This window comes from Marininema mesophilum, assembly GCF_900106775.1.
Lineage (GTDB): Bacteria > Bacillota > Bacilli > Thermoactinomycetales > DSM-45169 > Marininema > Marininema mesophilum.
The window spans coordinates 19,939-44,448 of the sequence record NZ_FNNQ01000005.1; the positions used below are offsets into that span (position 1 = coordinate 19,939).

The window sequence follows — 24,510 nt, forward strand, 5'->3', positions numbered from 1 at the left end:
TCCATTTCTACCACGAATATCTAAGTAAATCTTTTTTAAAGAAGAACAACAAAAAGGGCCCTAGGCAGGATACCTGCCCAAGGCCCTTTTTCCGGCTTCGCGAAAAACCAGATTGGTTTATCACGGCGATGCCGATGATGGGTCGGGAAAGGGATCCAGCCATGAAAAAATGGACGCAGGAATGCCGAATCGAGACATACGTACTCCATGGAATGCCAGGTTGATGCAACCTTTGGTAACAGCAACTACGATAACTGCCGCTACTTGCGAGAGCAATACAACAGCAGAGAACGTCCATGCAGATAAACGTGCCCCTTGGAGGTTGCATGCAATGGTGGTAATGATGTTTTTGCCCATGGCGATAGCGTTCATTTCCGTATCCTTAATCCACGTTTTCATAGTCCCTTTCACCTCCGTTCATGTTATTAGTTAACCATCATTCTATCGGAAAGCTATTTTACCGTCAATCCCATATTGATTTTTTTCTTCACTACCCCGGCCAAGAATAAAAAAACATCGGTCTCAAATTATATAAAATATCAATCGTTATACTAGATTACTAACCACCATAAAAAGAGTGGGAACTAACTCTCTAGCCGCAATAGCTCCCATAGTTTTATTTACACGGCAATAATCAATTCCGTCACTTCTTCTTTAGAATCAGCGGCCAATAGATTGGTACGAAAATCATCATCGATTAACATGCGTGAAAGTGCCTGGAGAATACGCAGATGATCATCTCCTGCTTTCTCTTTAGGAACAGCAATCATAAATATCAGATTAGCCGGCTCTCCATCAAGGCTATCCCAATTTACACCGGATTTCTTACGGCCAAAGGCGACCCGTGGTTCCTTCACCCCATCTGACTTACCATGGGGAATAGCAATACCGGAACCGATCCCTGTGCTACCATGTTTCTCCCGATCATAGAGATCTTTTTTAAACGTTTCGCGATCACTCAGAGCCTGAGTAGCGTCCAATCGATTAAGTAGTTCTTCCATTACCTCTTCCCGATTGGCACCTTCAAGCTCCAGCACCATCAGATCCTCCGTCAACAAATCAGAGAGTTTCACTTCTTAACACCTCTTTTTCTCTACCTACTTTTCTCTAGATAACATTATTCATTCACCACGGGCTTTTTTAGTGCGTTGACCATGAAAGCTGTCACAAGTGAACCCACAAGGATAGCAACAAAAAACATGGGAACATTACCCACAGCTTGCACTAATGCAACGATTGGCCCACCATGTGGAACATGATCGGTAACACCCGATAGCATCGCGATCATAGAGCCTGTCATCGATCCCACCATGATACTGGGAATGACACGCAAGGGGTCCCCTGCTGCAAAGGGAATCGCCCCTTCAGTAATACCGACCAAGCTCATAGCGAGAGCCGCTTTACCTGCTTCCTGTTCTGATTCACCATATTTACGCTTCGCCAATAAGGTGGCAAGACCCATCCCTAATGGTGGGATACAGATGGAGACGGCAAGTGCTCCCATGATAAACGTTTGTCCTTCACCAATCATTGCTGCGCCGAATAGGAATGCCACTTTATTGACCGGTCCACCCATATCAAAGGCGATCATCGCCCCTAAGATTAAGGCGAGGAGAATCTTACTCGTTCCTTGCATACTCTCCAAAAATCCAGTCAATCCATTCATCAAGGATGCTATAGGAGCTCCTAGTACAAAGATAAATAGAATAGCTACAACGACAGAGGTAATCAACGGAATCACTAGGATAGGCATAATAGGCTGAATCATCTTAGGAACTCTGATCGATTTAATCCATTTTGCAATATATCCGGCGAGGAAACCCGCTATAATCCCACCAATAAAACCGGCACCTGCTTCCGATCCGTAAAAGCTACCCGTCGCTGCAATATAACCACCAATTATCCCCGGGGCCAGTCCCGGACGATCGGCTATACTAACCGCGATATACCCGGCCAGGATCGGAACCATAAAGGTAAAAGAAGCCTTTCCTACAAGAAATATGGAATTCCAGATTGAATCTTTCGGTACAACCATTCCTTTAGCTGTCGGCTCTCCTCCAATCCCTAGCGAGAGGGCGATGAGAAGACCGCCTATCACAACAAAGGGAATCATAAAGGAAACACCATTCATCAATGAGCGGTAAAAAACATTTTGCCCCGTATTCTTTTTTCCTTCATCTTGGTGGCGCTCTTTTTGCGTCTCATAAACGGGTACATTTCCTTCGACAAATCGTTGGAAAAGCTCTTCTGGTTTACGGATCGCATCCGCAACAGAACATTGTAATACTTTTTTGCCGTGGAAACGATCCATATCTACAACTTTATCTACTGCAAGGATGATTCCATCTGCACTCTGAATCTCCTCAAGGGTTAATTCATTCTCCACTCCAATAGAGCCTTGGGTTTCAACCTGGACCTCAATCCCCATATCACTCTCTTCCGCTGTTTTAACGAGCTTTTGAGCCGCCATATACGTATGGGCAATCCCATTGGGACAGGAAGTCACTGCTAGTAATTTCACGAGTCGTTCACCTCTCATCGTTTTTTCTTTTCAGTTGTTCAAGCCATACATAGGAATCTCGCAAGCCCCGCAATTTTTCTAATAGGACGGGGTCCCCGGTTAGATCGACTAATTCACGAAAGATCCTTTGTGTACGTTCACCTTCCTCTGGGTGCAAGGCAAGGAGGAAGATGATATCGACAGGCTCTCCGCCCCAATCCAGCGGATTTTTCAATGTAGCAACTGCAATCCCTGAACGTTGAATGTGGCGTAGAGCACCGTGGGGGATGGCAATCCCTACTCCGATAGTAGTAGAGGAGAGTTGCTCCCGTTTTAGGACACTGTCCACATACTCCTTGTCCACTATTCCTGCGTGGTCTAAGGAATCCGCCAATACACGAAGCAATTCGTCTCGTTCGGTCATTTCAATCTGCAAAAATATTCGTTCTTCCGAAAGTAGCTCTCCCAAGGGTGAAGGTAATCCACCTGAATTTATTAAAGGGTACCCATCCAAAAATCCACGTAAGCGTTCGTGCTCCTCCCGTGTTAAAAAGGGGCTTACTTGGATTATTGGGCGTCCCTCTACCTGATTCAAGGGTACTGTACTGATCACAAAATCAGCACAACCACGAGACCATACGCAATTTAGTTCGTGGGAAGCAATTGTATCCACCACTTCGATCTCAGGAAAGAGTCGTTCCAGTTTCGCCTGTATCAACTGTGACGTCCCCATACCTGAAGCACAGATTATCAAGACACGCCAGCGCTTGGTCATCCGTAAGATTCGCTCCAAGGCAGCTTGAAAATGAAGGGTGAGAAACCCTGCCTCTGCTGCGCTAAACCTGACACCTCTCTCTTGCTCCCACTCTAGAAGCAAAGAGAGAATCATTTCATAGAGAAAACGATAATTTTGTTCAATTTCCGCCAAAAGCGGATTATCCAATCCAAGACCGTAACGTAGTCGATAGAGCGCAGATTGAAGATGAAGGGCAAGCCCTGTTAATAAGGATTCATCCAGCTTTAGTGGTTGATCTAATACCTCACTAAGCCGGTTTACCATGGTCGTCGCAAGCTCCCATGCATCCGCATCGACTCGCTCTTGTACAGTACTAAAGTCACGTTCTTTACTTGATTGCCGAAGCTTTGCACTCAGGAGGTGAATCGTGATATACCCTACCTCAGATTCAGGTAAATGGAGCGCATACCGTTTCTCTATACGGCGGGCAAGGTATTCTCCATAGCGATACTCCTTTTGCTCCTGTAGGAAGGCCAATTCATCTTTCATCATATCCACCTGCTGATATTGGCGTACACGACGCATTGCAACGGACAAATGGATAGCCAAATTGGCTACTCCCTCTTCGGTATAAGTGAGGGTAAATTTTCGCTCAAGGTGATAAATCTCATCCTTCATATGACCCAATTCTTCCCTTGTCGGAAGACCTTCCTCCATTACCACCTCTTCTCTCATCAAATGAGACATGGCCAATCTGCGCGCTTTTTCTTCCCCTTCTACCCTGATCCCCACGTTGGGTTTACGCACAATGGTCAATCCATGTTTCAAAAACCATGGCTCTATCCGATTAAGATCCGCATGTACAGACCCTTTACTGATATAGAGCTTCTTTGCCAGAAATGCGAGAGTAAGCGGATTATCTTCGTCAAGAAGCAAGTGAGTCAAGCGAAGTTTTCGTCCCCTTCGATCACATTTCTCCAGATCATGTGAATCCGCACCCTTCAACTCAAGCAATACGCGCTCTTTATCCATCGTGCTTCCGGTAAGATACACCCCCACACCGGGGCGCATCGTAAGGGTGAGACCTTTACCCTGCAAATACTGCCGCACCATGTGGAGGTCATTTCGCACGGTCTTCTCTGAACAGCCGATTTCCTCGGCGATGAAACGAACTGAAACAGGCTCATTCGCATGGTTCAGGTGCTGGATCAGTTGAATCCTACGTGAATTCATACCATCGATCACCACCTGTGTGAATGAAAACGTTTTCGTTTTCTTATTTGATCATAGCATAGACCATTGTAGCGAATATTTTAATTCATTACCGTAACTTCTGGCACCTCTTGAATATCTTAATTTTTCCAGCAAAAAAGGCCGCCAATTAGGCGACCCCACTGAGTCCTTACTCCCTCACCCCATCCTATGTAAAAAACGAGAGGTTGTCACGAAATCAAGAAATGGAAAATTTTCTTATCCATTCACTTTGGAAAACAGAAGCTGAGCCACTTTCTTCACCGCGACTTTCAACGGCTCTGGGCTCGCATTTGTATAGGTATCAGATGAAAGTGGTTTATTTTTTTGATTGGATGGAGCTGCATTAACATGGTTTTGAATCGCAAATAATATTACTGCGATTCCCACAGCGACAAACTTCGCCCGTAGTTTCGTTATCATCTGCACCTTCTTTCCTGCCGCGAAATACTTCTTATTCTATTATTCGCAGCAGGAATGACCTTTGTGTCCACATTTGGCTAAAACAATTTAAAAACAAATGCTTCTCTCTATCTCCTTAGGTCGCCCGAACCTTTCATATTGTATTTTCATAGATTAATAGTAGAGGTGATCTATCTGACGAAGCTGATTTTAGACCCTGGGCATGGGGGAGCAGACTCGGGTGCCGTCAACGGTAGTTACAAGGAAAAGGATTTCACCCTTACCATCAGTTTAAAGGTACGGGATTATCTTCAGGATCATTATGAGGTGACGATCCTCATGACACGAACCACAGATAAAACCGTCAGCCTTTCAGAACGCACCAACTATGCCAATGCGAATAACGGGGATTACTTTTGCTCCATCCACATCAATTCAGGCGGAGGAAGCGGCTGGGAAAGTTACATCTACAATGGAAGCGTTTCCAATTTCACTATCAATGCACAAAAAACGATTCATTCCACGGTGATCGAGGCGATCCATTCTAAATATAACGTCAAGGATCGTGGTAAAAAAGAAGCCAATTTTCACGTTCTAAGGGAAGCTGATATGCCAGCCATTTTGTTGGAAAATCTGTTTATCGACACCTCAGCAGATCTCGCTCTCCTCCGTAGCAGTACTTTCACGGATGATCTCGCAAAATCGATTGCAATTGGAATAGCTAAGGCTCTATCCCTTCGTGAAAAAAACCATATGGTTACCCTTTATCGAGTAATCGCTGGCTCCTTCTCCTACGTGACCGGAGCCAAAAGTCGTCAAGCGTTTCTTGAAGAGAAGGGTATCGAAGCTTTCATTATCAGGGCAAACGTAGATGGAAACACCCGTTACCGTGTACAAGCAGGTGCCTTCTCCCATCGTGAAAATGCTGAAGCAAGACTTGCTGAAGTCAAAGCCATCGGTATCGATGATGCTTATATTCTCACTGATTGATCCAAGCTCAACAAAAAGGCCTTCGATGGAAGACCTTTTTTTCACATGGAAGGTGGACAACCTTTCCTGCTCTTGTTGGTACCAAGCACCAAGCCCTAACTACATACATCCCCCGTTAGTTCCAAAGCCTGAGTTAAGTCTTGCAATAAATCCTCTGTCTCCTCGATCCCAACGGAGTAACGAATCAGCCCTTCCGGAATCCCCATCTCCCTTCTCTCTTCCTCTGTACACTCCACGTGACTTGTTGTACGGGGAGGCCCTGCTACCGTCTCTACTGCTCCTAAATTAGCGGCACAATGCGCATGGGTCAGTTGTGGGAGGAACCGACGAATCGCGGTAATCCCACCTTTAAGAGCAAAACTCATGACCCCACCAAATCCACTCATCTGTTTCACCGCGATATCATGATGGGGATGATCGGGTAACCCTGGGTAATACACTGCATCGATCAGTGGATGTTGAGAAAGGATGTGAGCGATTCTAAGTGCACTTTGATTTTGCTGACGGATGCGCAGATGAAGGGTTTTCATCCCCCGCAGAAGCAGATAAGCTGCCATGGGGTCCAGTGTTGCTCCATTTATTTCTCGGTAGTGGTAGATCTTCTTTACTAGCTCTTCCGATCCACACACTACTCCGCCCAGAGCATCCGCATGTCCGCCAAGGAATTTAGTTGCACTATGGATCACTAAGTCGGCACCTAGTCCAAGAGGATGTTGATTAATCGGTGTTGCAAAGGTATTATCAACAACCACTGTCGCCCCTACCTTCTTCGCCGCTCGACTAAGTCGCGCGATGTCCAATACTTTCAAGGTAGGATTTGTAGGGGTTTCTAAGTAGAGAACCTGACATCCCTTTGCGATTTCTTCTTCCAACGCTTCATGATCATGTGTTTCAGTTAATTTCACATCAATGTGAAAACGCGGCAAAAACTCACGAAAGATTTGGTGAGTACCCCCATAGGTATCTTTGATCGAAACTACGCGGTCTCCTGGGGACAATAGGGTAAACAACGTTCCACTAATCGCAGCCATTCCTGTCGCAAAACTGGTCGCTGCCTCTGCCTTTTCTAATAAGCGTACCTTCTCTTCAAATACATGCACCGTGGGATTGGTATTGCGACCATAGATATGTCCCTCTCTCTTTCCCAAAGCGACCTCATGCCACTCATCGATATCCTTATATCCGAAGGAGACACTATGAACAACCGGCACTTGTGTTGATCCTTGAAGAAGATACTCCTCCTCGCCTCCCCAGACCGTTTGGGTCCCTATCATTCTCTCCCACCCACGTAACTCTTTCATTAGACCCCTCCTCCTGTTTCACTACCCCATCCCCGAATTTACCGATCCGCTTACTACGCACCATCCTCAAATGGAGACACGATATTGGGAATAGCCGGTCGTTGAATCAACTCTCGTGAAAAATGGGAAAAGAGTTCACATCCCGCCTCTGTCACCCGAAAGGTTTCAGAAAGTTCCACGCCGTATTCCTCTAACCACATCCCTGGGATGAGATGAAAGGTCATGTTCGGTTGGAGAATGGTGTGATCCTCTGCGCGGATACTCGCTGTATGTTCACCCCAGTCTGGCGGGTAACTCAGTCCGACAGAGTAGCCCAACCGGGATTCCTTTTCATATCCCCTTCGCTGTATTGTTCGTTGCCAAGCCTCCGCCACCTCGGCACAGGTAACTCCAGGTGCCACAACATTTAACGCCGCATTGAGCCCTTCAGCCACCACTTCTCCTAATTCTCTAATCGGAGGGGAGGGTGGACCAATCACCGCCGTTCGTGCAAAGGGGGTATGATAACGACGATAACACCCTGCCAATTCGACGATCACTGCTTCTTCTGAGCAATAACGACGCTCTGTCCAGGTGAGGTGAGGGGTACAGCTTTTCTCACCTGCAGGCAATAAGGGAACGATTGCTGGGTAATCACCTCCACAATCCGCTAATCCACTGATCTGCGCATGACTAATCGCCGCTGCTGCATCACACTCCCTGACCCCTGCTGCAATCGTTTCCATCGCTGTCAACATCGCTCGCTCCGCAATTCTCCCTGCCTGTTTCATATATTCGATCTCCTGGCTCGACTTGATCATCCGCAAACGATTCACAAGTAACCCCGCATCGATAAAGGTGGCATTAGGCAGATTCTTCTGTAGAGATGCAAAGGAGCGAGCCGTAAAATAGTAGGCATCCATCTCTACCCCGATTCGCCGTGATCCCTGACCAATCATTTTAAGAATGTACGCAATATAATCCATCGGATGACGTTCATCCGCATGGATATAACATTCTGGATATGAAAGGATCCGATCTGGATGGAACCATACCGTTAATTTTGCTCCATTGACATCTTGTTTGCGTCCGATCCAAATGGGTTGTTCTTCATCTAAAATAATCACCAAAAGCTGGGGAACATAAAAGGACCAACCGTCATATCCAGACAGATAATACATATTGGCAGGGTCAGCGAGCAAAAGTACCTCCACCCCCTGCTCAATCATCTGCTCCTTCGTCTTCCGAATCCGATCCCCATATTCTATGAGGGAAAAAGGTAAATCCTTTAGCATCTTCCCATCCCCCTTTCCCCTTGATTCCTAGGGTTGCTTTCATCTTATCGACGAGAAGGGTGGGTTCACAACTGACATTCTGTATAAAGATACGAAGGAACTTTTCATCATTTTATTGAAGTATAATCCGTTAACAAGCATCCTCTCTTCCGAAGCGCTCCATCTAAAGGGGAGGTGATTCGATGCCACTCTCCATTCGTGAGATACTACAATGGGATATCATGAAGGAAGCAAGGGTATTAACCCCCGATACTTCCATGGATAATGTAGTCGAATGGGTTTCCGTCATCGAAATTCCTGTAGAAAATTTTGTCCGTCCAGGGGAATTGGTGCTCAGTACGGCTGTTGGATGTGGGAAGGATCCCTCCCTATTCACAGGATTTTTGCGGGACCTCATACAAACGGGGGCAACTGCCCTCGCTGTTGCAACTGGTCGTCATTTGATGAGCATCCCTGAGGAGGCGATCCAGTTAGCCCGTGAACAGCATATCCCCCTCATTGAATTGCCCTGGGGGATCCGTTTTTCTTATATCATCCATAAGGTTCTCCGAGCCCTCGATCATCAACAAGACCAATGGACCATCTACTCCAAGGAGACCCAAGAGGAATTGTTACAGTTGATCCTGCAAGGAGCCAACTTGACTTCGCTAGCTTCGGTTATCTATCGAAAACTCTCATATCCTGCTCTTTTCGCGAATCAACAAGGGGAAGTATGCGGGAGTAGTCCACAAACCAACCGCCTCGCAGAGCATTGTACAAGTTTACCTAAAACCAAACTCCATACACGAAGTCAGGGAGACTGGGCACAGTATCACACCGATAAAAATTGCTTAGTTGAGATACCGATTTATTCTGCACGAAAACGCCAAGGTTCCCTCTGGCTCCAACTCCCCCATACACAAGCTTCAAAGCCCTTCTTGCAAAAAAAAGATCATATATTTCTTGAACATGCGGCTACCGCAGCTGCCCTCTGTTTTTTACAAGCATCCGTTGCTTTTGAAACTGAATTACGCTTACGTAGCGACTTTCTCTGGAATCTAGCAAAGGGAGAAATTCCTTCGATGGAGATCGCCGCACCTCAGGCAGAGGCCCTTGGCTATGATTTATCCCTCCCCTATGTTTGTATCCTTGGTTCCCCTGAAATCTCAGCATGTACAGCATCATCCTCTACTCACCCCGAACTTTCCCATGTAACAGAAGAAATTCACATCACAGCCCGAATGCTAAGTGTACAGATACTGACTACCTTACAGTTGGATCAATTCGTTATCTATCTCCATACTGAACCCACTCAAGTCATACTACGTGTCCAAAGCTTCCTCGATCTCTTAGAAAGCCGTCTTCATGAGCGTTTCCCAAATCTTCCTATCTCTTGGGGAATTGGTGAAAATCGAGCAGGCGTTTTCTCCTTTCGTGAAGGATATCTCGCCGCTCACTCTGCCCTTACCATGGGACGTCGCCAAAAGGGAATAGGACGGCGTAGCTTTTACATGGATACCGGCTTATATCGCGCCCTTGATCAGCTTGCTGAACACCCTGAAATACAAGAAATAACGAATTCCACCATGCATCACCTACTTGATTATAGTCGAAAACGAGGCATTAACTTAATCACTACCTTTAACGCCTATCTCCGCAATCAAATGAATGTAAGTCAAACCGCCCGCGAGATGAACCTGCATCGTCAATCTCTCCTTTACCGTCTACGTAAAATTGAATCGCTTACAGGTCGATCTCTATTTAACCCCGACGATCTTTTTTTGCTCCAACTCTCTATTAAACTGTGGCAAAGCAGAGGAGAAGTAGAGTGATCAAAAGACCTCGTCAAATAAAAAGAAGGAGAGGCTACTAAGCCCCATCCTTCTTTTAAAAGTGATCATAGAACACTTAACAACGATCTATGCACGATCCATATTTTTCTTAACCATGATTCCCATCGATCCCAAAACGATTTAAAAACTCACCGAGACGTTCTGTTTCTGGGTTATTTAGAAGCTTCGCAGGAGGACCTTGTTCTTGTATCTTTCCCTCATCGAAGAAAGCGATCCGATCAGCAATATCCCGAGCGAAACTCATTTCATGGGTGATCAGCATCATTGCCATTTCCCGGTCCTTGGCAATCTCTTTGATCACCTCGAGCACTTCACCTACTGTTTCTGGATCCAACGCAGAGGTGGGTTCGTCAAAGAGCATTACCTTAGGATGCATCACCAATGCTCGGGCAATGGCTACCCGTTGCTGTTGACCACCAGAGAGGCGAGCAGGGTATTGATCAGCAAAATCGACCATTCCCACCTTTTCCAGCATAGCAAGAGCCTCTTCTCGGGCTTTTGCTTTTGTTTGACCCTTTACTTTAATTGGCGCTTCCATCAGGTTTTTCAGTACTGTCATATGGGGGAAGAGATGAAAGTGCTGAAAGACCATGCCGATATCTCCCCGCACCTCATGTAAGTGCTTTTCATTTGCCTTGACTAATTCTCCATTGACTTCCTTGTGCCATAACTGTCGCCCATCTACCTCAATATATCCATCCGTAGGTTCCTCCAAGGTCATCAACAGGCGGGCCATGGTAGTTTTCCCTGAACCACTGGGTCCAATGATAGCTACGCGTTCCCCTGGATAAAGATCAAGATCGACCTCCTTTAGGACATCCAGTTCACCAAAGGACTTGCTGATTTTTTCAAAACGGACAATCGGCTCTTTCCCCTCGATTGGAGCCTCTGTATCAGGCCGCTCAATCACTTCTGAACCACTCACGTAATCACTCCTCCTGTATACTCCCTGATTGGTTTTATCAACGATGGACGTTCAAGCGAATCTCCAGCCGCTTTACGAGGAGCGAAGCTCCATAGCTTAAGACGAGGAAGAAGATCCCTACGAGCGTAACTGGTTCTGTATAGCGAAAGCTCTGGGAACCAATAATCTGAGCTTGACTCAACATCTCCACTACGGTAATCCCGAGTAACATCGGTGTTTCTTTAAATAAGGTGATCAAGTAATTGCCCATTACCGGAATGATCGGGCGGATAGCCTGAGGTAGGATGATCCGCATCCATTTTTGCCGGGGGGTAAAATTAAGAGCCGTAGCAGCCTCCCACTGACCCTTTTCCACTGAATCAATCCCCGCTCGATACACCTCAGATAGGAACGTGCTGTAATGAATTCCAAGTCCTAAAATCCCTGTCATCAATGCACTCATCGTCACCCCAAATTGAGGCATGACAAAGAAGAGAAAAAAGAGTTGAACAAAGGGGGGGGTTGAACGGATAAATTCAACGACAGCATGGGTCACCCCTGACAGTAAACGATTGGTTGAGCGACGGGCAAAAGCCAAACCTAACCCTAAAATCAGAGCTACAGCAAAAGCACCTAGGGTGGCTAATATCGTAACAGGGGCAACTTCTAAGAGCCCAGGTAATATATCGAGGGCATATTTCCAATCCCAGACCACTGTTTATAACCTCCCTAGTGAAAATCGACGTTCAGTCCAGCGCATCAGCATGGTTAGTGGATAAGAAATGGCAAAATAAATCACGAGTAACCATCCGAAAATCTCTAAGGTATACTGCGCATCATTGGTTCGCATCGCCAATGCTTCAAAGGTCATCTCTGGGATGGTAACCAAGGATACTAAAGCGGTTCCCTTTAACAATTCGATCAACAGATTGCCGAAGGAAGGGATCATCGTACGAAATGCCTGGGGGAGGATGATATAGCGCATCCGTTGAAGTGACGTCATATTTAGTGAAATCCCAGCCTCATGTTGTCCTTGGGGCACTGAAAGGATAGCACTGCGTACCACCTCGGAACCATACGCACCATAATTGAACCCAAGGGCTAAGAGTCCTACCATCCCTGACTCTAGGCGAATCCCCATAAAGGGAAGTACATAAAACAACCAAAATAGTTGAACTAATAGGGACGTTCCCCGAAAAAATTCAACGATGAATCCTGACACTCCACGGACAGCAGTAAAACGGGACAAACGACCAAACCCCCCCAGAAAAGAAAGCAGAAATGCTAAAGCCGCTCCCAACAGGGTGAGTTGTATCGTAGGAACTGCTCCTGAAAGTAGATTTTTCAATATTTCAAGATGGATCTCGATCCCAATCCCATCCTCTCCACGGGTATATTGTTATTTCGGTTGAGGTTGCTTACAAATCTCTGTTGCCTTTTCGTCCCCTGGTAGATCTGCTTTGGTAAATCCAAAGGGGTGAATCGTCTCATACAGCTCATTGGATTTTTTCAGTTCAGCAAGACCTTTGTTATAGATTTTCACAAAATCTTTATCCTCTGGGCGGAATGCGGCAGCACCAATCCCCCGCACTTCTTTCCCATCGATGATCGGTTGCTTGAAATCCTTTACCACGGAGACATTTTTCGCATTGGCTGACTTAAGTATGGCAAGCAATGAAGGGCCAGTCATCGTCACTCCATCAACACGTCCAGAATCCAGAAGAGATACTGCCGTAGGTTGATCTGGCACAATCGTAATCTGACTCTTCTTCACGCCTACATCTTTCATATAGGACTCCTCAATCGCTCCTTTCATTACTGCGATTGTGGAATCTGGTTTTTTCGCTATATCTTCATAGCTGTGTATGTTTTTGGGATTCCCTTTCTGTACTGCCAACCCTTCTCCAATGTTGTATTCTGGATTTGCAAACGTTACTTGCTTACAACGTTCAGGCGTAATATACATCCCTGCTGTAATCACATCAAAGCGACCTGCTTTCAAACCAGGAATCAGGGAGCCAAAGTCAGCTAGCACAGGCTTAATGTTGGTAATACCCTGTTTCTTAAAAATTTTCTTCGCAATCTCCACCGCTTCTCCTGTCACCTTGCCATTTTCCTGATAGGCATAGGGTTTTTCATTGGCAAATCCAATGACCACACTCTTCTTATCCTTCGCCTGCTGAAGAGCCGATTCACCTGATGAGAAAAACTGAAGTCTCCCACAACCTGTTACAAGGAAAATAAGTGCTACCAATGAAAAAGCCACTTTCTTAAACTTTAAAATGAACTTTCGCCTCCTTTAAAATGATTCAATTTTCGATAGTAATCATTGGATTTTTTTATTTTATCATATGCCTCCCCCCATACCTAGATAATACCTGAAATAAACTTGAAAAAATCCCCTATCCTTTCTTTTCTTTCACAAAAACCCTAGAATGAAACCTATTTTCCCCTATAAAATATAGACTAATGAAAAGGAGCCCTTGTCCTTCCATCAATCAATATTAAGGGAAATAGAAGATTATACTGGGTATTATACCCTGAATTCTCCTTTTGTCTGATTATGATCAGATTCGTATCTATCCACAGAATATGTTCGAATATCAGCCCTAAGTTGTTCAGATCCAGTCTTGTCATGTTTAAGAGTATCCTGAGCCGGTACAGTACTTTCGACGGATGTCTTCATTCACGTTACGATAAAAGACGTATAGTTTTGTTGATATTTTTATTATATAAGGACGGTGATCTAGCCATCAACGATCGACGGGGTCCATCTCCAATAAAAACAGATGATTCACTGAGATCGAAAGCTACAGTCAAAAAATATCGTCACCCAGGTAATCAAGCAGTCACCTTTCGTAAACCAACCGAAGAAGACGGAACAGCAATCTGGCAATTGATCAAAGAAACTGGTGTATTAGATTTAAACTCCAGCTACAGCTATCTCATGTTGTGTAAGTATTTTGCTGACACCTGTGTCATAGCAGAAGAACAGGGGGATCGCGGCGTCGTTGGTTTTGTATCGGCTTTTATACAACCAGAGTCTCCAGATGTGATCTTCGTATGGCAAGTAGCTGTCGATCACTCCCAGCGTGGGAAAGGACTTGCCAAATCTCTTCTAAGGGACCTTCTCGCCCGGGATGCGTGTGCGAATGTACGCTATTTGGAAGCGACCATCTCCCCTTCTAATAACGCATCGCAATCTTTGTTTGAAGGATTGGCCAGAGACATTCGTACCAACTGTGATACTTCTGTCTGTTTTCCAGAAGAATTATTTCCGGATGAGGGGCATGAATCGGAATGGACTTACCGGATCGGCCCTATTGAAACCACCGAGGAGGTTTATTGAAACTTGACTACTATCACCGAAGTGACAACAGATATGAGCACATTTGAAACCCTGGAATCGGAAGTACGGAGTTACTGCCGTAGCTTTCCAACCATTTTTGATAAAGCCCGCGGGTATAAGCTCTGGGATGTACAAGGTCGTGAATTTATCGACTTCTTCGCCGGTGCAGGGGCTTTAAATTATGGTCACAACAACCCGCGCATCAAACGAAAACTGATCGACTATCTTACCGACGACCATGTGGTTCATAGCCTGGATATGGCCACAGTTGCAAAGGAAAATTTCTTAAAAAAATTTCAAGACGTTATCCTCGCTCCACGCGAAATGGAATATAAAGTGATGTTCCCAGGGCCAACAGGTGCCAACTCCGTAGAGAGCGCATTGAAGTTGGCTCGAAAGGTAACTGGCCGCCAAACCGTGGTTAGCTTCACCAAAGGCTTTCATGGAATGACACTGGGAGCACTCTCTGTCACAGGGAATTCATTTAAACGGCATGGCGCTGGCGTTCCTCTTCACCATGCCGTTTCCATGCCCTATGACAATTATCATGAGGATGTAGATTCCCTTAGCCTCCTTGAACACTATCTGGATGATGAAGGTAGTGGACTCGATATGCCTGCTGCCATCATCCTAGAGACATTGCAAGGGGAAGGTGGCATTAATGTAGCCAGTAATCATTGGCTTCAAAGGGTAGAAGCAATCTGTCGTCAGAGGGACATCCTATTGATTGTCGACGACGTACAGGTGGGATGCGGTCGCACAGGACCCTTCTTCAGCTTTGAAGAAGCGGGCATCCAACCAGATATTATCTGTCTCTCCAAATCCATTGGGGGGTATGGTCTTCCCTTCGCCCTCACATTGATTAAGCCCAAACTGGATCAATGGGCTCCTGGTGAGCATAATGGTACTTTCCGTGGTCATAACTTGGCTTTTGTCGCTTCCACAGAAGCTTTATCCTACTGGGAAACCGATGAACTCACCTGTGAAACTCTTCGTAAAGGAGAGATCATCCAACGCTCGTTATCCTCGATGACAGCCAAGCACCCTGACACCGAACCGGAAGTACGGGGACGTGGATTGATGCAAGGAATTGCATTTGGACGCAAAGGTTTCGCAGAAAAGGTATGTGCCATCGCCTTTGAACGAGGCTTGATTATGGAAACCTCAGGTTCTGACAGTGAAGTAATCAAGGTGATGCCACCTCTCATCATTGATGATGAAGGTCTTAATAAAGGACTCGCCATCTTAGATGAATCGATCCAAATAGCAAAAGAAACCCGCTAAAAAATAATGTAACGAAGAAAGGATGAACACATCATGATCGTCAAACATCTAGCAGACCTGATCGGAACAGAAAACGTAGTCAAGGGGGAAACCTGGGAAAGCCGTCGCTTTCTCCTGAAGAAGGATAATGTCGGATTCTCGATGCATGAAACGATTATTAAAGCGGGTACCACCACAAACATGTGGTATAAGAACCATATCGAGGCAGTCTATTGCGTCCAAGGTGAAGGAGAAATCGAAACCCTTGATGATGAAACGGTATATCCCATCAAGGATGGTACGATTTACACGTTAAATGGCCATGAGCGTCATCAATTGCGCGCAAAGACTGAGCTACGTCTCATTTGTGTCTTTAATCCGCCTTGTACAGGGCGTGAAACTCATGACGAAGATGGTGCATACCCTCTACTCGACTAAGGAAGGTATTCATTGGAGATATACAGACCATTCAAATGAATGATCAAGCAAATTTTCAATATGGAACTACTAAGAACAAGAAGTGCTCTGGCAACATTTCACTCTTTTCCATGGCCACATCTGCTATAGCACGTTAAGCTTGCAAGCAAAACCGCACCTAAAAATTAAGGTGCGGTTTTTTGCAAGCTTTGTTCTATCTCATACGTCTTAACTATTATGAACACTTCCATAGGAAAGAGGTGAAAATACTTGCATCGCATCCCCCTCGTGCTTCCCGTTATTGGCTATATCATGCTGATCGCTGGGATTATCTTCACCTTTTATTAAGAAGGGACAAAAAACCGACCACTAGTGTACGGTCGGTGATGATCATGGCGCCACTTTAGGGAGACTGAGTCTTCCCTTTATCCGTTCATAAAGGGGAATAAACACCAAAGCAGTTAAAACACCCTTTACCAGGTTAAAAGGACCGATACCATAAAGTACTAACGATGATTTTCCATGTCCCTGTATCGGCATATTCAGCAGAATCGTGTAAGCAGGTAGGATGACCCAGTAGTTGGCCACACTCATGATCACAGCCATCAGAAGAGAGGCTGCTGTAAAACCAACGATCAACCCTTTGATCCCTTGGATTCTCCTTGTAATGAGAACCGTTGTAACCACAAAGATACTTCCTGCTAGAAAGTTAGCCATTTGACCAATAGGAATCCCTGTCTCACTACCGCTAAACAAATAGTGCAACAGATTTTTGAGAAATTCCACCAGTATTCCTGTCAGAGGACCAAACACCAACCCCGCCGCTAAGGCAGGTAATTCGCTAAAGTCTACTTTTAAAAAGGGAGGGAACATCGGTAGCGGAAAATTTAAATACTGCATGAGAAACGCAATGCCAGCCAAAATAGAAACGGTGGTTAACTTCATTGTTGAACCTTGTTTCGTCATCAGAGAACACTCCTTTGTCCTTATGTGTTCTGATGACGCCGTACAGCGAAAAACCCGAAAAAAGGCAAAGATGCCTTCCTTCGGGTTTTTTCTAATTGGACACTTGCAAATAAAGGTCAGCCTTTGTACACAGACCCCTTGCATCCACACGCGTACGTGTCATCCTTCTCCCATCCAGACTATACTGTCGGTCCCAGAGTTTCACCAGGTCAACCGCATAAGCGGGTCACGGACTGAGGTAATCAAGGTACCATCACCGCCGGTCGGGAATTACACCCTGCCCCGAAGGATTGAAAACATTATTCATTTAAATCCATTGTACTGGGCAATCAACCGTTTGGCAAGATAATGATTGACCGTTCATTCATTTTTCTTCTTTTCTGCTGTGGTCTTTTTTGCTTTTTTCTTCGCCCCTTCTTTTTCCAAACGTTCTATGCCTTCCATTACTTGACGAAAAACCAATTGACCTCGCATCTCCTTAGGATCTCGAGAGGAACGTACCACCACCGATACGGACCAACGGGGGCGATCATAGGGAGCATAGCCAATCATCCATTTATTATAGTGATCTCCTTTTACACCGATCTGAGCTGTACCTGTTTTCCCTGCTAAGGGTATCAAGGCTGTTTTCATCGATTGGGCCGTCCCCTCCGTCACAACCTTACGCATCATCTCCCGAACCTCTGCAAGGGCACGTGTCCCAATCGGTTTTTTTATCTTCAATACATGATCCGGAAACGTGTATTTTAATGATCCATCATATCTTTGAATTTCTTTTACAATACGCGGATTGGGGGTACGTCCCTGATGAAAGAGGGACGTTACCATATTAACTGCTTGCAGTGGAGTAACACGAACATCCCGTTGACCAATTCCCGTTTGGGCAATAGCTCCTTTATCCTTACGTGATGTCCCCGTCGCAAAGATTAGCCCCTTTTCTTCCCCACGAAGTTGATGAAATCCCTTTTCTTGAAACAATTCTCCGGTCCACATGATGGGTTGACCGAGCCCTAAACGATGAGCATAGGATTCAATCGTTTTTGCACCCACTTTTTCAGCGATTTGAGCAAAGGCAATATTACATGAGTTGGCATACGCCTGTGTGAGAGTTTGTTTCCCATGGGCGTGGGTGTCTGTCAATCCATAACGACCTAGGCTTCCATCACAATGAAACACATCCGTCATCCTAGCCTTTCCAGTGTCCAAAGCGGCAAGCGTCACTACGGTCTTAAAAATTGAGCCCGGTGTGGTTTCCATCAATGCACGGTTATCCCAGGGACTTTGATTGGGGTTTGCCGTCTCTTCGTCTGGTTGACTTGCCATTGCCAGAACATCGCCACTTGCGATATCTTGAACCACCACCGACCCATCCTTCACCTTTTGTTGCCGCAAAACCCGCTCCGCCAACTGTTGAATGTCCGCATCTAGCGTAGTAACTACTCGATAAGGGAAGATTGATCCATTTCCCCCATCCTTCACTACCGTCGTTCCATTCAGAGGTCGACCGCGACCGTCTTTCCCAAAGAGCAAGAATTCTCCTCCACTGCCTCGCAGAAAGGGCTCAAAGGTTTCCTCCAGTCCCGTCGCCCCAACCCGCGACCGAGAATCATAAATACCCTGGCTCCATTCTTCAGGATAGCGATCTTGGATTAAAAATGGATTTCTCTCTAATCGTCCAATGATCGTGCGCGCAAGGGAGGTACCACTACGATTATCTGACCGAAGAGCATAGATGCCTGGTAGTGAAAGTTTACGAATCTTCTCTGCCTGGGATTTCGATAAAATTAAGTCATGCCCCGCTTCTGAAATTAAAGCCACCGGTCGTTGTATGGAGGTTAATTGTGTACTTAATGAGCGATAGGATATATGTAAAATACTAGCTACTTGAGATAACTTCTTCTGATTTGCCCTCAATTGTTGATCTGTTAGTGGAAATGCGATGAGCCTCCAATCCTTGTCGTATGTTAGAAATCGGCCATTGCGATCCACGATAGCTCCCCGACCACTATCCACTATAAAGTCCCGACTTTGTTGTTCCTGGGCGCGGGAAATCAAATCCGCCTTCTCACGAGAAAACGAATGAACTGCAAAGACTTGAATCCAATACAAACGAAATAAAACTCCTACAAAAGCGAAAAGCAATACCACCGCCACCAAGCTACTACGCCAGTGCTTTCTGACCATACCCATCGTCACTCCTCTTCTCCTATCATTCTCGTCAGGAAAAGAGGGGGATAAACCGTTCTTTTATTTTCCGTTAGAATGTGGCTCTGGGATGATTCATCCTAGGATTATCCATGTTTTGCATTTCATTTTGATGGGAATATTAGTGTTCGATCTTATAGATCGAAATTTCTTAGACTTGAAGGTGAATTCATGGTCAAGTTGAGTGTACTGGATCAATCTCCTATTCCAAAAGGAAAAACGGCTATCGAAGCCTTAGCAGATACCCGTCGATTAGCACAGGAAACCGAGAAGATGGGATACCATCGCTTCTGGGTTTCCGAGCATCATTATTCAAAAAGTTTAGCGGGATCAAGTCCAGAGATTCTGATTAGCCACTTAGCAACAATAACAAAGCGGATGCGCATTGGCTCGGGAGGCGTGATGCTTCCCCATTACAGCCCTTATAAAGTGGCAGAGAACTTCAAAGTCCTTGAGGGCCTCTATCCTAAACGGATCGATGTAGGCTTAGGAAGAGCTCCTGGTGGCCTACCCCTATCCACACGCGCTCTACAGGAAGGAAAGCACAATAGTCGAGATCCTTATCCAGAACAGCTCGATGATCTAATTACATACCTTGATGATCGAGCAGATGAGCAACACCGTTTTCCACGGTTACTCGCAACCCCTATCGTTGAGAGCAAGCCTGAAGTATGGTTACTTGGTTCTAGCGGTGGCAGTGCACATCTAGCCGCCCGACAAGGGGCAGGTTATGCCTTTGCTCAATTTATTAACGGTGAGGGAGGAGAAGAGGTCGTCCAATACTATCGTGATCATTTTCAGCCTTCCTCAATCAACTCAACTCCCCAAACCCTGCTGGCGATCTTTGTGATTTGTGCAGAGTCGGAGGAAGAAGCAGAGCGGCAAGCCTCAGTGTTAGACCTAACCCTTCTCCTACAGCAAAAGAGTTCGAGTGACTCCCGAGGAATCCCCACTATCGAAGATGCAGAACGTTACCCTTATTCCGAGTGGGACCGGATGGTGATCCGTCAAAATCGCCAACGGATGATCGTTGGAAACAGTGAACAGGTGAAGGAACGTATTCTTCAGTTAGGAAGGGCTTATAGCACCAATGAATTTATGCTTGTCAGCATCATCCACGATATAGAAGCTAAACTTCGCTCATATCAATTGATCGCCGCTGCCTTTCAAAATGACCTACAACAAGAGGGAATAGAGAGCTTGACAAAAAAAGAATAATGTTATTAAACAACCTGAGCCCGGTAGACTACCGGGTTCAGGTTGTTTATAAGACGCACTATCGAATGGTCGAAACTACTTATGAGTTACTTGCTGCTTACTCTTCTTAATATTTTTATTATGTCCTGCTTCTGTTCGTGAGAAATAATGTCGCCCACTACCATCATTGCGTGCTACATAGAAGAAATAGTTATTCTTTTCCGGAAACAAAGCTGCCTGGAGTGCCGCATCACTAGGATTGGAAATCGGACCTGGAGGAAGCCCTTTGGTAAGGTATGTATTGTACGGGCTTTTCACCTTGAGATCCTTATATAACAGACGTGATTTATGTTTACCGCGAGCATACTGTACTGTGGCATCCACTTGTAGTTTTTTACCTACTCGCAAACGGTTTTCAATCACTCCCGCGATACGGGGAAATTCTTTACGATCTTCACCTTCACGCTCTACAATGGAGGCAATCGTTACCCATTGGTCTACGGTCAGATTACGTTTGTCTAATTGTTGCTTTACTTGAGGATCTTGAAGTCGCTTGGCAAATTGACGGAGCATAGCATCCACTAATTCATCGGGTTTCTCTTTTTTAGGGAGATTGTAGGTGAACGGAAAGAGATACCCCTCTAGAAGATATTTACGCCCTTTATCTCTATGAATCTGTCGGACAAATTCATAGGGGTAATCTTGACGATTGACAGCACGTAGAAAGTCTGCTCGTTTTACTCCTTTGTTAGTTAAGAGATGGACAATTCCATTAACAGTGGTTCCCTCAGGAACCGTCAAGCGCATTACGTTATTCTCACCATGAGTCAAAATATCAAGAAGTTCTTTTGCATTAGTACCAGGGGGCACTTTATACATCCCCGCACGAACTCCCTTCGCTTCTCCTTTTAAATAAGCGTAAACTGCTAAGAAGAGATCGTCGCGAATCAGTCCTTCCTTTTCTAACAACTTCCCTACATCTAAGATGGAGGTTCCCATTGGCACTTCTACTTCCATAGCTCTCTTCGTTGGTGAAGAGAGGCTATGTTGAATATAGGCATACCCTCCTGCGGACAATACCGCAAATATCACTAGCGTCAAAAATAATCGTAGAATCCATTTCATGGACAGTTTGTCCCTCTCTCGCCTGAGTATCACTCATACCTTACCATACCACTTGGTCGATGTACACGTTTTGATAGACTATTATGTCTTTTCAGCCTAGAAAAACCAACTCCCAAAGGAAGTCGGTTTTATAGTTCCCTCTACTATTGCCTTATTTCGTATTCCCCTGAGGTCGGGAGGTTTTGCTCTTCTTAATATTGGATTCCTGTTGCTTATAGGTTCTCGCAAAGTAGTGTTCTCTTGTACCATCTTTCTTCGTGACATAATAGAGATATTGATTCTTTTCAGGGCGAATAGCCGCATTCATCGCACTTTTTCCTGGGCTAGCAATCGGTCCAGGTGGAAGGCCTTTTACTTTATACGTATTGTACGGGCTTTTCACCTTGAGATCCTTATAGAGCAGACGTGATGTATGTTTACCACGGGCATACTGAACTGAGGCATCCACTTGGAGTGGCATTTTGCGTTTCATTCGATTGTAAATCACCCCTGAGATTCGAGGTAACTCAGCCTTCACTTGTCCTTCCCGTTCAACGAGGGAAGCAATCGTAATCCACTCATCAAAGGTAATATCCTTTTCTTTCAGTTCGTCCATGATAGCTTTTGTATTCATTCGTGTCTGAAACTGACCCAACATCAAATTTACTATACTTCTTGCTGGAGCGTTTTTGGGTATGTTATAGGTCGTTGGGAACAAGTATCCCTCCAGACGATATTTCCGCTTGGGGTTTTCAGATATCTCTTTTAAAAACGGATATTTATAATTTCTTTGCTCCACTGCCTTCAGAAAATCTTCTTTACTCACATACCCTTTGTTATCGATTGTGGTAGCAATTTGTTCGACAGTAAACCCTTCAGGGATCGTAACTGTATAGACATTTTGTTTTCCCCGGGTAATCAGATCGAGAATACCATTAATATCGTAATTAGGTGGGATCTCATACACTCCAGCTTGTAAGCCCTTTGCCTTGCCTGTTAGATAAGCATAAGCACTGAATAACCAGTGATTACGGATCAATCCTTGCTTTTCTAGCATCTCACCGATTTTAGTCGATGAAACGCCTCTTTTTATTTCAATTGGTACGGGCTGATCCCGTTTAGGTGAACTCAATGAATGGTCCACGTAAAAATAAACTAAAACTGACCAGGCCGCAAACAGAACAAGAGTGTAGAGAATTCGCTTCAACCATTTCATCCAATAACTCCTTCATCTTGCGGTTTCGCTTTTATATCGTACCACAACTCTCATAAAAAATAACGGGGGAGTTTCCCCGTTATTCGTCAACCTTCATCAAAATGCAACATCTCTTCAATGGCATCCACTACAGTATTCCATTCTGTTTCATCTTCTACGTGATCCATCCGTCGATCTGTCTCCGACCCAGTCACTCGATACAGAGAGGCGTTGGACTGTTTCACATCAGAAGATCGGAGCACTGCGTAGTGGCGACCCCCTATATCTAATTCACGCAGAATGTGATGATGAGATTCAGGAACAGCCCCGTCCTCATCGCTTAATATGAGTTCTTGTCCGAATTCCGACTCTAGTTGATCCAGCTTTTTCGGTATTGAGTCCCTGTCCCAATCATCCATGGTGCGTTCCCTCAACTTTCGTGGTTATCCAGCTCCGTTTCGAGGGTGTGGAGGACTTCCTCCACCATGTCCCACTCCCCATCGTCTTCGATAGGAATGAGAGAGATTTCCTCTCCTTTGTCTTCATAACGGAATGCAAAAACCTCTTGTTCTTCGTCTTCTACGTCTGCATCTTCTTCCTGCATTGATATAAGTAGGATATACTTCTTTCCATTATCTTGCTCAAAACGATAGAGGACTTGGAAGATTTCATCTTCATTCTGCTCATTCTTGATGACTAGTGTTTCTACTACCTCTTGCTCTTGTTCGTGTTCATGATGTCCATTGTCAGTCATGGGTATTCCTCCTTTGAGAGTCCAAATAACCTTGTAAAATCCAAGATGCCGCCATTTTATCGACTACTTTACGCCTTTTTTTCCGACTCATATCCGCTTCAATCAGCGTACGTTGTACTGCCATCGTGGATAAGCGCTCGTCCCATAGCTTTACGGGTAAAGAGAATCGCTGTTTAAGATCCTCTGCGATCACTTCACAGGCTTTTCCTTTATCCCCGATGGACCCATCCATATTTCGTGGAAGTCCAACGACGATGGATTCCACCTCATACTCGCGAATCAGCTCACCAATACGGCGAAGCCAACCGTCGTCTTCCGTCCGAGAAACGGTCTCCAACCCCTGAGCGGTCCACCCCATCAAATCACTGACAGAAATTCCTACCCGCTTCTCTCCTACATCGATTCCCATGATACGCATCATTTCACTCCTGCATCCTAACTCTTTCAATTCTGTTGCTTGTCCATAAAGGACTTCACCAATTCTTCAAGGAGTTCATCCCGCTCCACCTTTCGAATCAAGGCTCGGGCATTGTTATGGCGAGGAATATAAGCTGGATCCCCAGAAAGGAGATATCCTACCAACTGATTGATCGGGTTATATCCTTTTTCTTTGAGAGCGTCGTATACGGTTAACAGCACCTCACTGGGATTCGTTTCCTGTTCTTCTCCACTAAAGTCGAATTTCATCGTATTGTCCATGGTCATGTTCACACCTCTCTCACGTCGGATGCATGCAGGTGCCGTCACATCGGCTTTTCCAAAGTAAATTCTCCTTGGGGGATTTAATTCCTCTTTTTCCTTGTTTGCACACGTCGTAAACGAGAATTGACCGCGTTTGCTCGGTCACCCCGATTTTATTTCTGTGCGTGG

At 45.3% G+C, this 24,510-nt stretch carries 23 protein-coding genes, 1 pseudogene and 1 riboswitch; of the genes and pseudogenes, 6 read left to right on the top strand and 18 right to left on the bottom strand.

The window, feature by feature from the left end; all coding sequences use genetic code 11:
• Nucleotides 1–120 precede the first annotated feature (120 nt).
• From BLV90_RS06070 to BLV90_RS06090, 4 genes and pseudogenes are all read right to left on the bottom strand, one after another.
• Nucleotides 121–399: a hypothetical protein gene (locus BLV90_RS06070; protein WP_091737860.1), complete on the bottom strand. Its 279-nt coding sequence runs from the start codon at nucleotides 397–399 to the stop codon at nucleotides 121–123.
• A 221-nt stretch (nucleotides 400–620) separates the two neighbouring features.
• Nucleotides 621–2,521 (bottom strand): annotated as a pseudogene (locus tag BLV90_RS06080) (fructose-specific PTS transporter subunit EIIC).
• Between the two features lie 7 nt (nucleotides 2,522–2,528).
• Nucleotides 2,529–4,469 carry a BglG family transcription antiterminator gene (locus BLV90_RS06085; RefSeq protein WP_091737869.1) on the bottom strand — a complete coding sequence of 647 codons (1,941 nt, stop codon included), beginning with the start codon at nucleotides 4,467–4,469 and terminating at the stop codon, nucleotides 2,529–2,531.
• 237 nt (nucleotides 4,470–4,706) lie between these two features.
• Nucleotides 4,707–4,910 (bottom strand): hypothetical protein, encoded by a 204-nt coding sequence (locus BLV90_RS06090; RefSeq protein ID WP_091737872.1) that lies wholly within the window; start codon nucleotides 4,908–4,910, stop codon nucleotides 4,707–4,709.
• A gap of 165 nt (nucleotides 4,911–5,075) precedes the next feature.
• Between BLV90_RS06090 and BLV90_RS06095 the strand changes: the two genes are divergently transcribed.
• Nucleotides 5,076–5,879 carry an N-acetylmuramoyl-L-alanine amidase gene (locus tag BLV90_RS06095; RefSeq protein ID WP_245726269.1) on the top strand — a complete coding sequence of 268 codons (804 nt, stop codon included), beginning with the start codon at nucleotides 5,076–5,078 and terminating at the stop codon, nucleotides 5,877–5,879.
• Nucleotides 5,880–5,974: 95 nt separating this feature from the next.
• Here the strand turns inward: BLV90_RS06095 and BLV90_RS06100 are convergent, their stop codons facing one another.
• Together BLV90_RS06100 and BLV90_RS06105 are read right to left on the bottom strand one after the other, a co-directional pair.
• The gene (locus BLV90_RS06100; RefSeq protein WP_091737875.1) at nucleotides 5,975–7,180 is read right to left on the bottom strand and encodes a cystathionine gamma-synthase family protein; all 1,206 of its coding nucleotides are present in this window, start codon (nucleotides 7,178–7,180) and stop codon (nucleotides 5,975–5,977) included.
• A 53-nt stretch (nucleotides 7,181–7,233) separates the two neighbouring features.
• On the bottom strand, nucleotides 7,234–8,454 hold the full coding sequence (locus BLV90_RS06105) for a M24 family metallopeptidase (RefSeq protein ID WP_091737878.1): 1,221 nt from the start codon (nucleotides 8,452–8,454) through the stop codon (nucleotides 7,234–7,236).
• 182 nt (nucleotides 8,455–8,636) lie between these two features.
• Here BLV90_RS06105 and BLV90_RS06110 point away from each other — a divergent pair, with 182 nt between their 5' ends.
• A complete protein-coding gene (locus BLV90_RS06110; RefSeq protein ID WP_091737881.1) occupies nucleotides 8,637–10,265 on the top strand; it encodes a PucR family transcriptional regulator in 1,629 nt (542 codons plus the stop codon).
• Nucleotides 10,266–10,374: 109 nt separating this feature from the next.
• Here the strand turns inward: BLV90_RS06110 and ehuA are convergent, their stop codons facing one another.
• Genes ehuA through ehuB form a run of 4 tightly spaced genes read right to left on the bottom strand, consistent with a single transcriptional unit; the run spans nucleotide 10,375 to nucleotide 13,444 of the window.
• Nucleotides 10,375–11,211, bottom strand: coding sequence for an ectoine/hydroxyectoine ABC transporter ATP-binding protein EhuA (ehuA, locus tag BLV90_RS06115; RefSeq protein ID WP_091737885.1), 837 nt, complete (start codon nucleotides 11,209–11,211; stop codon nucleotides 10,375–10,377).
• A 37-nt stretch (nucleotides 11,212–11,248) separates the two neighbouring features.
• Nucleotides 11,249–11,905 carry an ectoine/hydroxyectoine ABC transporter permease subunit EhuD gene (gene ehuD / locus BLV90_RS06120; protein ID WP_091737888.1) on the bottom strand — a complete coding sequence of 219 codons (657 nt, stop codon included), beginning with the start codon at nucleotides 11,903–11,905 and terminating at the stop codon, nucleotides 11,249–11,251.
• Between the two features lie 3 nt (nucleotides 11,906–11,908).
• On the bottom strand, nucleotides 11,909–12,538 hold the full coding sequence (ehuC, locus tag BLV90_RS06125) for an ectoine/hydroxyectoine ABC transporter permease subunit EhuC (protein WP_342707306.1): 630 nt from the start codon (nucleotides 12,536–12,538) through the stop codon (nucleotides 11,909–11,911).
• A 51-nt stretch (nucleotides 12,539–12,589) separates the two neighbouring features.
• The gene (gene ehuB / locus BLV90_RS06130; RefSeq protein WP_245726270.1) at nucleotides 12,590–13,444 is read right to left on the bottom strand and encodes an ectoine/hydroxyectoine ABC transporter substrate-binding protein EhuB; all 855 of its coding nucleotides are present in this window, start codon (nucleotides 13,442–13,444) and stop codon (nucleotides 12,590–12,592) included.
• A 462-nt stretch (nucleotides 13,445–13,906) separates the two neighbouring features.
• Here ehuB and ectA point away from each other — a divergent pair, with 462 nt between their 5' ends.
• The 3 genes from ectA to BLV90_RS06145 are packed head-to-tail and all read left to right on the top strand — an operon-like array spanning nucleotide 13,907 to nucleotide 16,240.
• Entirely contained in the window at nucleotides 13,907–14,539 is a 633-nt protein-coding gene (gene ectA / locus BLV90_RS06135) for a diaminobutyrate acetyltransferase (protein ID WP_342707307.1), read from the top strand.
• Between the two features lie 3 nt (nucleotides 14,540–14,542).
• Nucleotides 14,543–15,823 carry a diaminobutyrate--2-oxoglutarate transaminase gene (ectB, locus tag BLV90_RS06140; RefSeq protein ID WP_425433865.1) on the top strand — a complete coding sequence of 427 codons (1,281 nt, stop codon included), beginning with the start codon at nucleotides 14,543–14,545 and terminating at the stop codon, nucleotides 15,821–15,823.
• A 33-nt stretch (nucleotides 15,824–15,856) separates the two neighbouring features.
• A complete protein-coding gene (locus tag BLV90_RS06145; protein WP_091737900.1) occupies nucleotides 15,857–16,240 on the top strand; it encodes an ectoine synthase in 384 nt (127 codons plus the stop codon).
• A 369-nt stretch (nucleotides 16,241–16,609) separates the two neighbouring features.
• Here BLV90_RS06145 and BLV90_RS06150 read toward each other — a convergent pair whose 3' ends face one another.
• A complete protein-coding gene (locus tag BLV90_RS06150) occupies nucleotides 16,610–17,185 on the bottom strand; it encodes an ECF transporter S component (RefSeq protein WP_091737903.1) in 576 nt (191 codons plus the stop codon).
• A 158-nt stretch (nucleotides 17,186–17,343) separates the two neighbouring features.
• Nucleotides 17,344–17,479, bottom strand: a riboswitch (FMN riboswitch).
• Nucleotides 17,480–17,545: 66 nt separating this feature from the next.
• Complete coding sequence (locus BLV90_RS06155; protein ID WP_091737906.1) at nucleotides 17,546–19,375, bottom strand: peptidoglycan D,D-transpeptidase FtsI family protein; 1,830 nt, start codon at nucleotides 19,373–19,375, stop codon at nucleotides 17,546–17,548.
• Between the two features lie 186 nt (nucleotides 19,376–19,561).
• Between BLV90_RS06155 and BLV90_RS06160 the strand changes: the two genes are divergently transcribed.
• Nucleotides 19,562–20,608 (top strand): LLM class flavin-dependent oxidoreductase, encoded by a 1,047-nt coding sequence (locus BLV90_RS06160; protein ID WP_091737909.1) that lies wholly within the window; start codon nucleotides 19,562–19,564, stop codon nucleotides 20,606–20,608.
• 75 nt (nucleotides 20,609–20,683) lie between these two features.
• On the opposite strand, the gene mltG (BLV90_RS06165) is transcribed toward BLV90_RS06160, so the two are convergent.
• The 6 genes from mltG (BLV90_RS06165) to BLV90_RS06190 all read right to left on the bottom strand — a co-directional run bounded on the left by mltG (BLV90_RS06165) (nucleotide 20,684) and on the right by BLV90_RS06190 (nucleotide 24,345).
• Nucleotides 20,684–21,712, bottom strand: a complete 1,029-nt coding sequence (gene mltG / locus BLV90_RS06165; protein WP_091737912.1) for an endolytic transglycosylase MltG — start codon at nucleotides 21,710–21,712, stop codon at nucleotides 20,684–20,686.
• Between the two features lie 151 nt (nucleotides 21,713–21,863).
• Entirely contained in the window at nucleotides 21,864–22,907 is a 1,044-nt protein-coding gene (gene mltG / locus BLV90_RS06170) for an endolytic transglycosylase MltG (protein ID WP_091737915.1), read from the bottom strand.
• Between the two features lie 86 nt (nucleotides 22,908–22,993).
• Nucleotides 22,994–23,305 carry a DUF1292 domain-containing protein gene (locus BLV90_RS06175; protein WP_091737918.1) on the bottom strand — a complete coding sequence of 104 codons (312 nt, stop codon included), beginning with the start codon at nucleotides 23,303–23,305 and terminating at the stop codon, nucleotides 22,994–22,996.
• Between the two features lie 11 nt (nucleotides 23,306–23,316).
• Nucleotides 23,317–23,640, bottom strand: a complete 324-nt coding sequence (locus tag BLV90_RS06180; protein WP_091737921.1) for a DUF1292 domain-containing protein — start codon at nucleotides 23,638–23,640, stop codon at nucleotides 23,317–23,319.
• Nucleotides 23,633–24,061, bottom strand: a complete 429-nt coding sequence (gene ruvX, locus BLV90_RS06185) for a Holliday junction resolvase RuvX (RefSeq protein WP_091737924.1) — start codon at nucleotides 24,059–24,061, stop codon at nucleotides 23,633–23,635. The genes BLV90_RS06180 and ruvX overlap by 8 nt, the downstream gene beginning before the upstream one ends.
• Before the next feature lie 23 nt (nucleotides 24,062–24,084).
• Nucleotides 24,085–24,345: an IreB family regulatory phosphoprotein gene (locus BLV90_RS06190; RefSeq protein WP_091737928.1), complete on the bottom strand. Its 261-nt coding sequence runs from the start codon at nucleotides 24,343–24,345 to the stop codon at nucleotides 24,085–24,087.
• Nucleotides 24,346–24,510: the final 165 nt, after the last annotated feature.

What these genes read in the sequence shown, in the direction of transcription:
- BLV90_RS06085 (WP_091737869.1), bottom strand. Translation starts at nt 4,469, where the DNA reads ATGAATTCACGTAGGATTCAACTGATCCAGCACCTGAACCATGCGAAT.
- BLV90_RS06090 (WP_091737872.1), bottom strand. Translation starts at nt 4,910, where the DNA reads ATGATAACGAAACTACGGGCGAAGTTTGTCGCTGTGGGAATCGCAGTA.
- BLV90_RS06160 (WP_091737909.1), top strand. Translation starts at nt 19,562, where the DNA reads ATGGTCAAGTTGAGTGTACTGGATCAATCTCCTATTCCAAAAGGAAAA.
- BLV90_RS06145 (WP_091737900.1), top strand. Translation starts at nt 15,857, where the DNA reads ATGATCGTCAAACATCTAGCAGACCTGATCGGAACAGAAAACGTAGTC.
- BLV90_RS06180 (WP_091737921.1), bottom strand. Translation starts at nt 23,640, where the DNA reads ATGACTGACAATGGACATCATGAACACGAACAAGAGCAAGAGGTAGTA.
- BLV90_RS06100 (WP_091737875.1), bottom strand. Translation starts at nt 7,180, where the DNA reads ATGAAAGAGTTACGTGGGTGGGAGAGAATGATAGGGACCCAAACGGTC.
- BLV90_RS06105 (WP_091737878.1), bottom strand. Translation starts at nt 8,454, where the DNA reads ATGCTAAAGGATTTACCTTTTTCCCTCATAGAATATGGGGATCGGATT.
- BLV90_RS06150 (WP_091737903.1), bottom strand. Translation starts at nt 17,185, where the DNA reads ATGACGAAACAAGGTTCAACAATGAAGTTAACCACCGTTTCTATTTTG.
- mltG (WP_091737912.1), bottom strand. Translation starts at nt 21,712, where the DNA reads ATGAAATGGATTCTACGATTATTTTTGACGCTAGTGATATTTGCGGTA.
- BLV90_RS06070 (WP_091737860.1), bottom strand. Translation starts at nt 399, where the DNA reads ATGAAAACGTGGATTAAGGATACGGAAATGAACGCTATCGCCATGGGC.
- BLV90_RS06110 (WP_091737881.1), top strand. Translation starts at nt 8,637, where the DNA reads ATGCCACTCTCCATTCGTGAGATACTACAATGGGATATCATGAAGGAA.
- ruvX (WP_091737924.1), bottom strand. Translation starts at nt 24,061, where the DNA reads ATGATGCGTATCATGGGAATCGATGTAGGAGAGAAGCGGGTAGGAATT.
- BLV90_RS06190 (WP_091737928.1), bottom strand. Translation starts at nt 24,345, where the DNA reads ATGACCATGGACAATACGATGAAATTCGACTTTAGTGGAGAAGAACAG.
- BLV90_RS06175 (WP_091737918.1), bottom strand. Translation starts at nt 23,305, where the DNA reads ATGGATGATTGGGACAGGGACTCAATACCGAAAAAGCTGGATCAACTA.
- BLV90_RS06155 (WP_091737906.1), bottom strand. Translation starts at nt 19,375, where the DNA reads ATGGGTATGGTCAGAAAGCACTGGCGTAGTAGCTTGGTGGCGGTGGTA.
- mltG (WP_091737915.1), bottom strand. Translation starts at nt 22,907, where the DNA reads ATGAAATGGTTGAAGCGAATTCTCTACACTCTTGTTCTGTTTGCGGCC.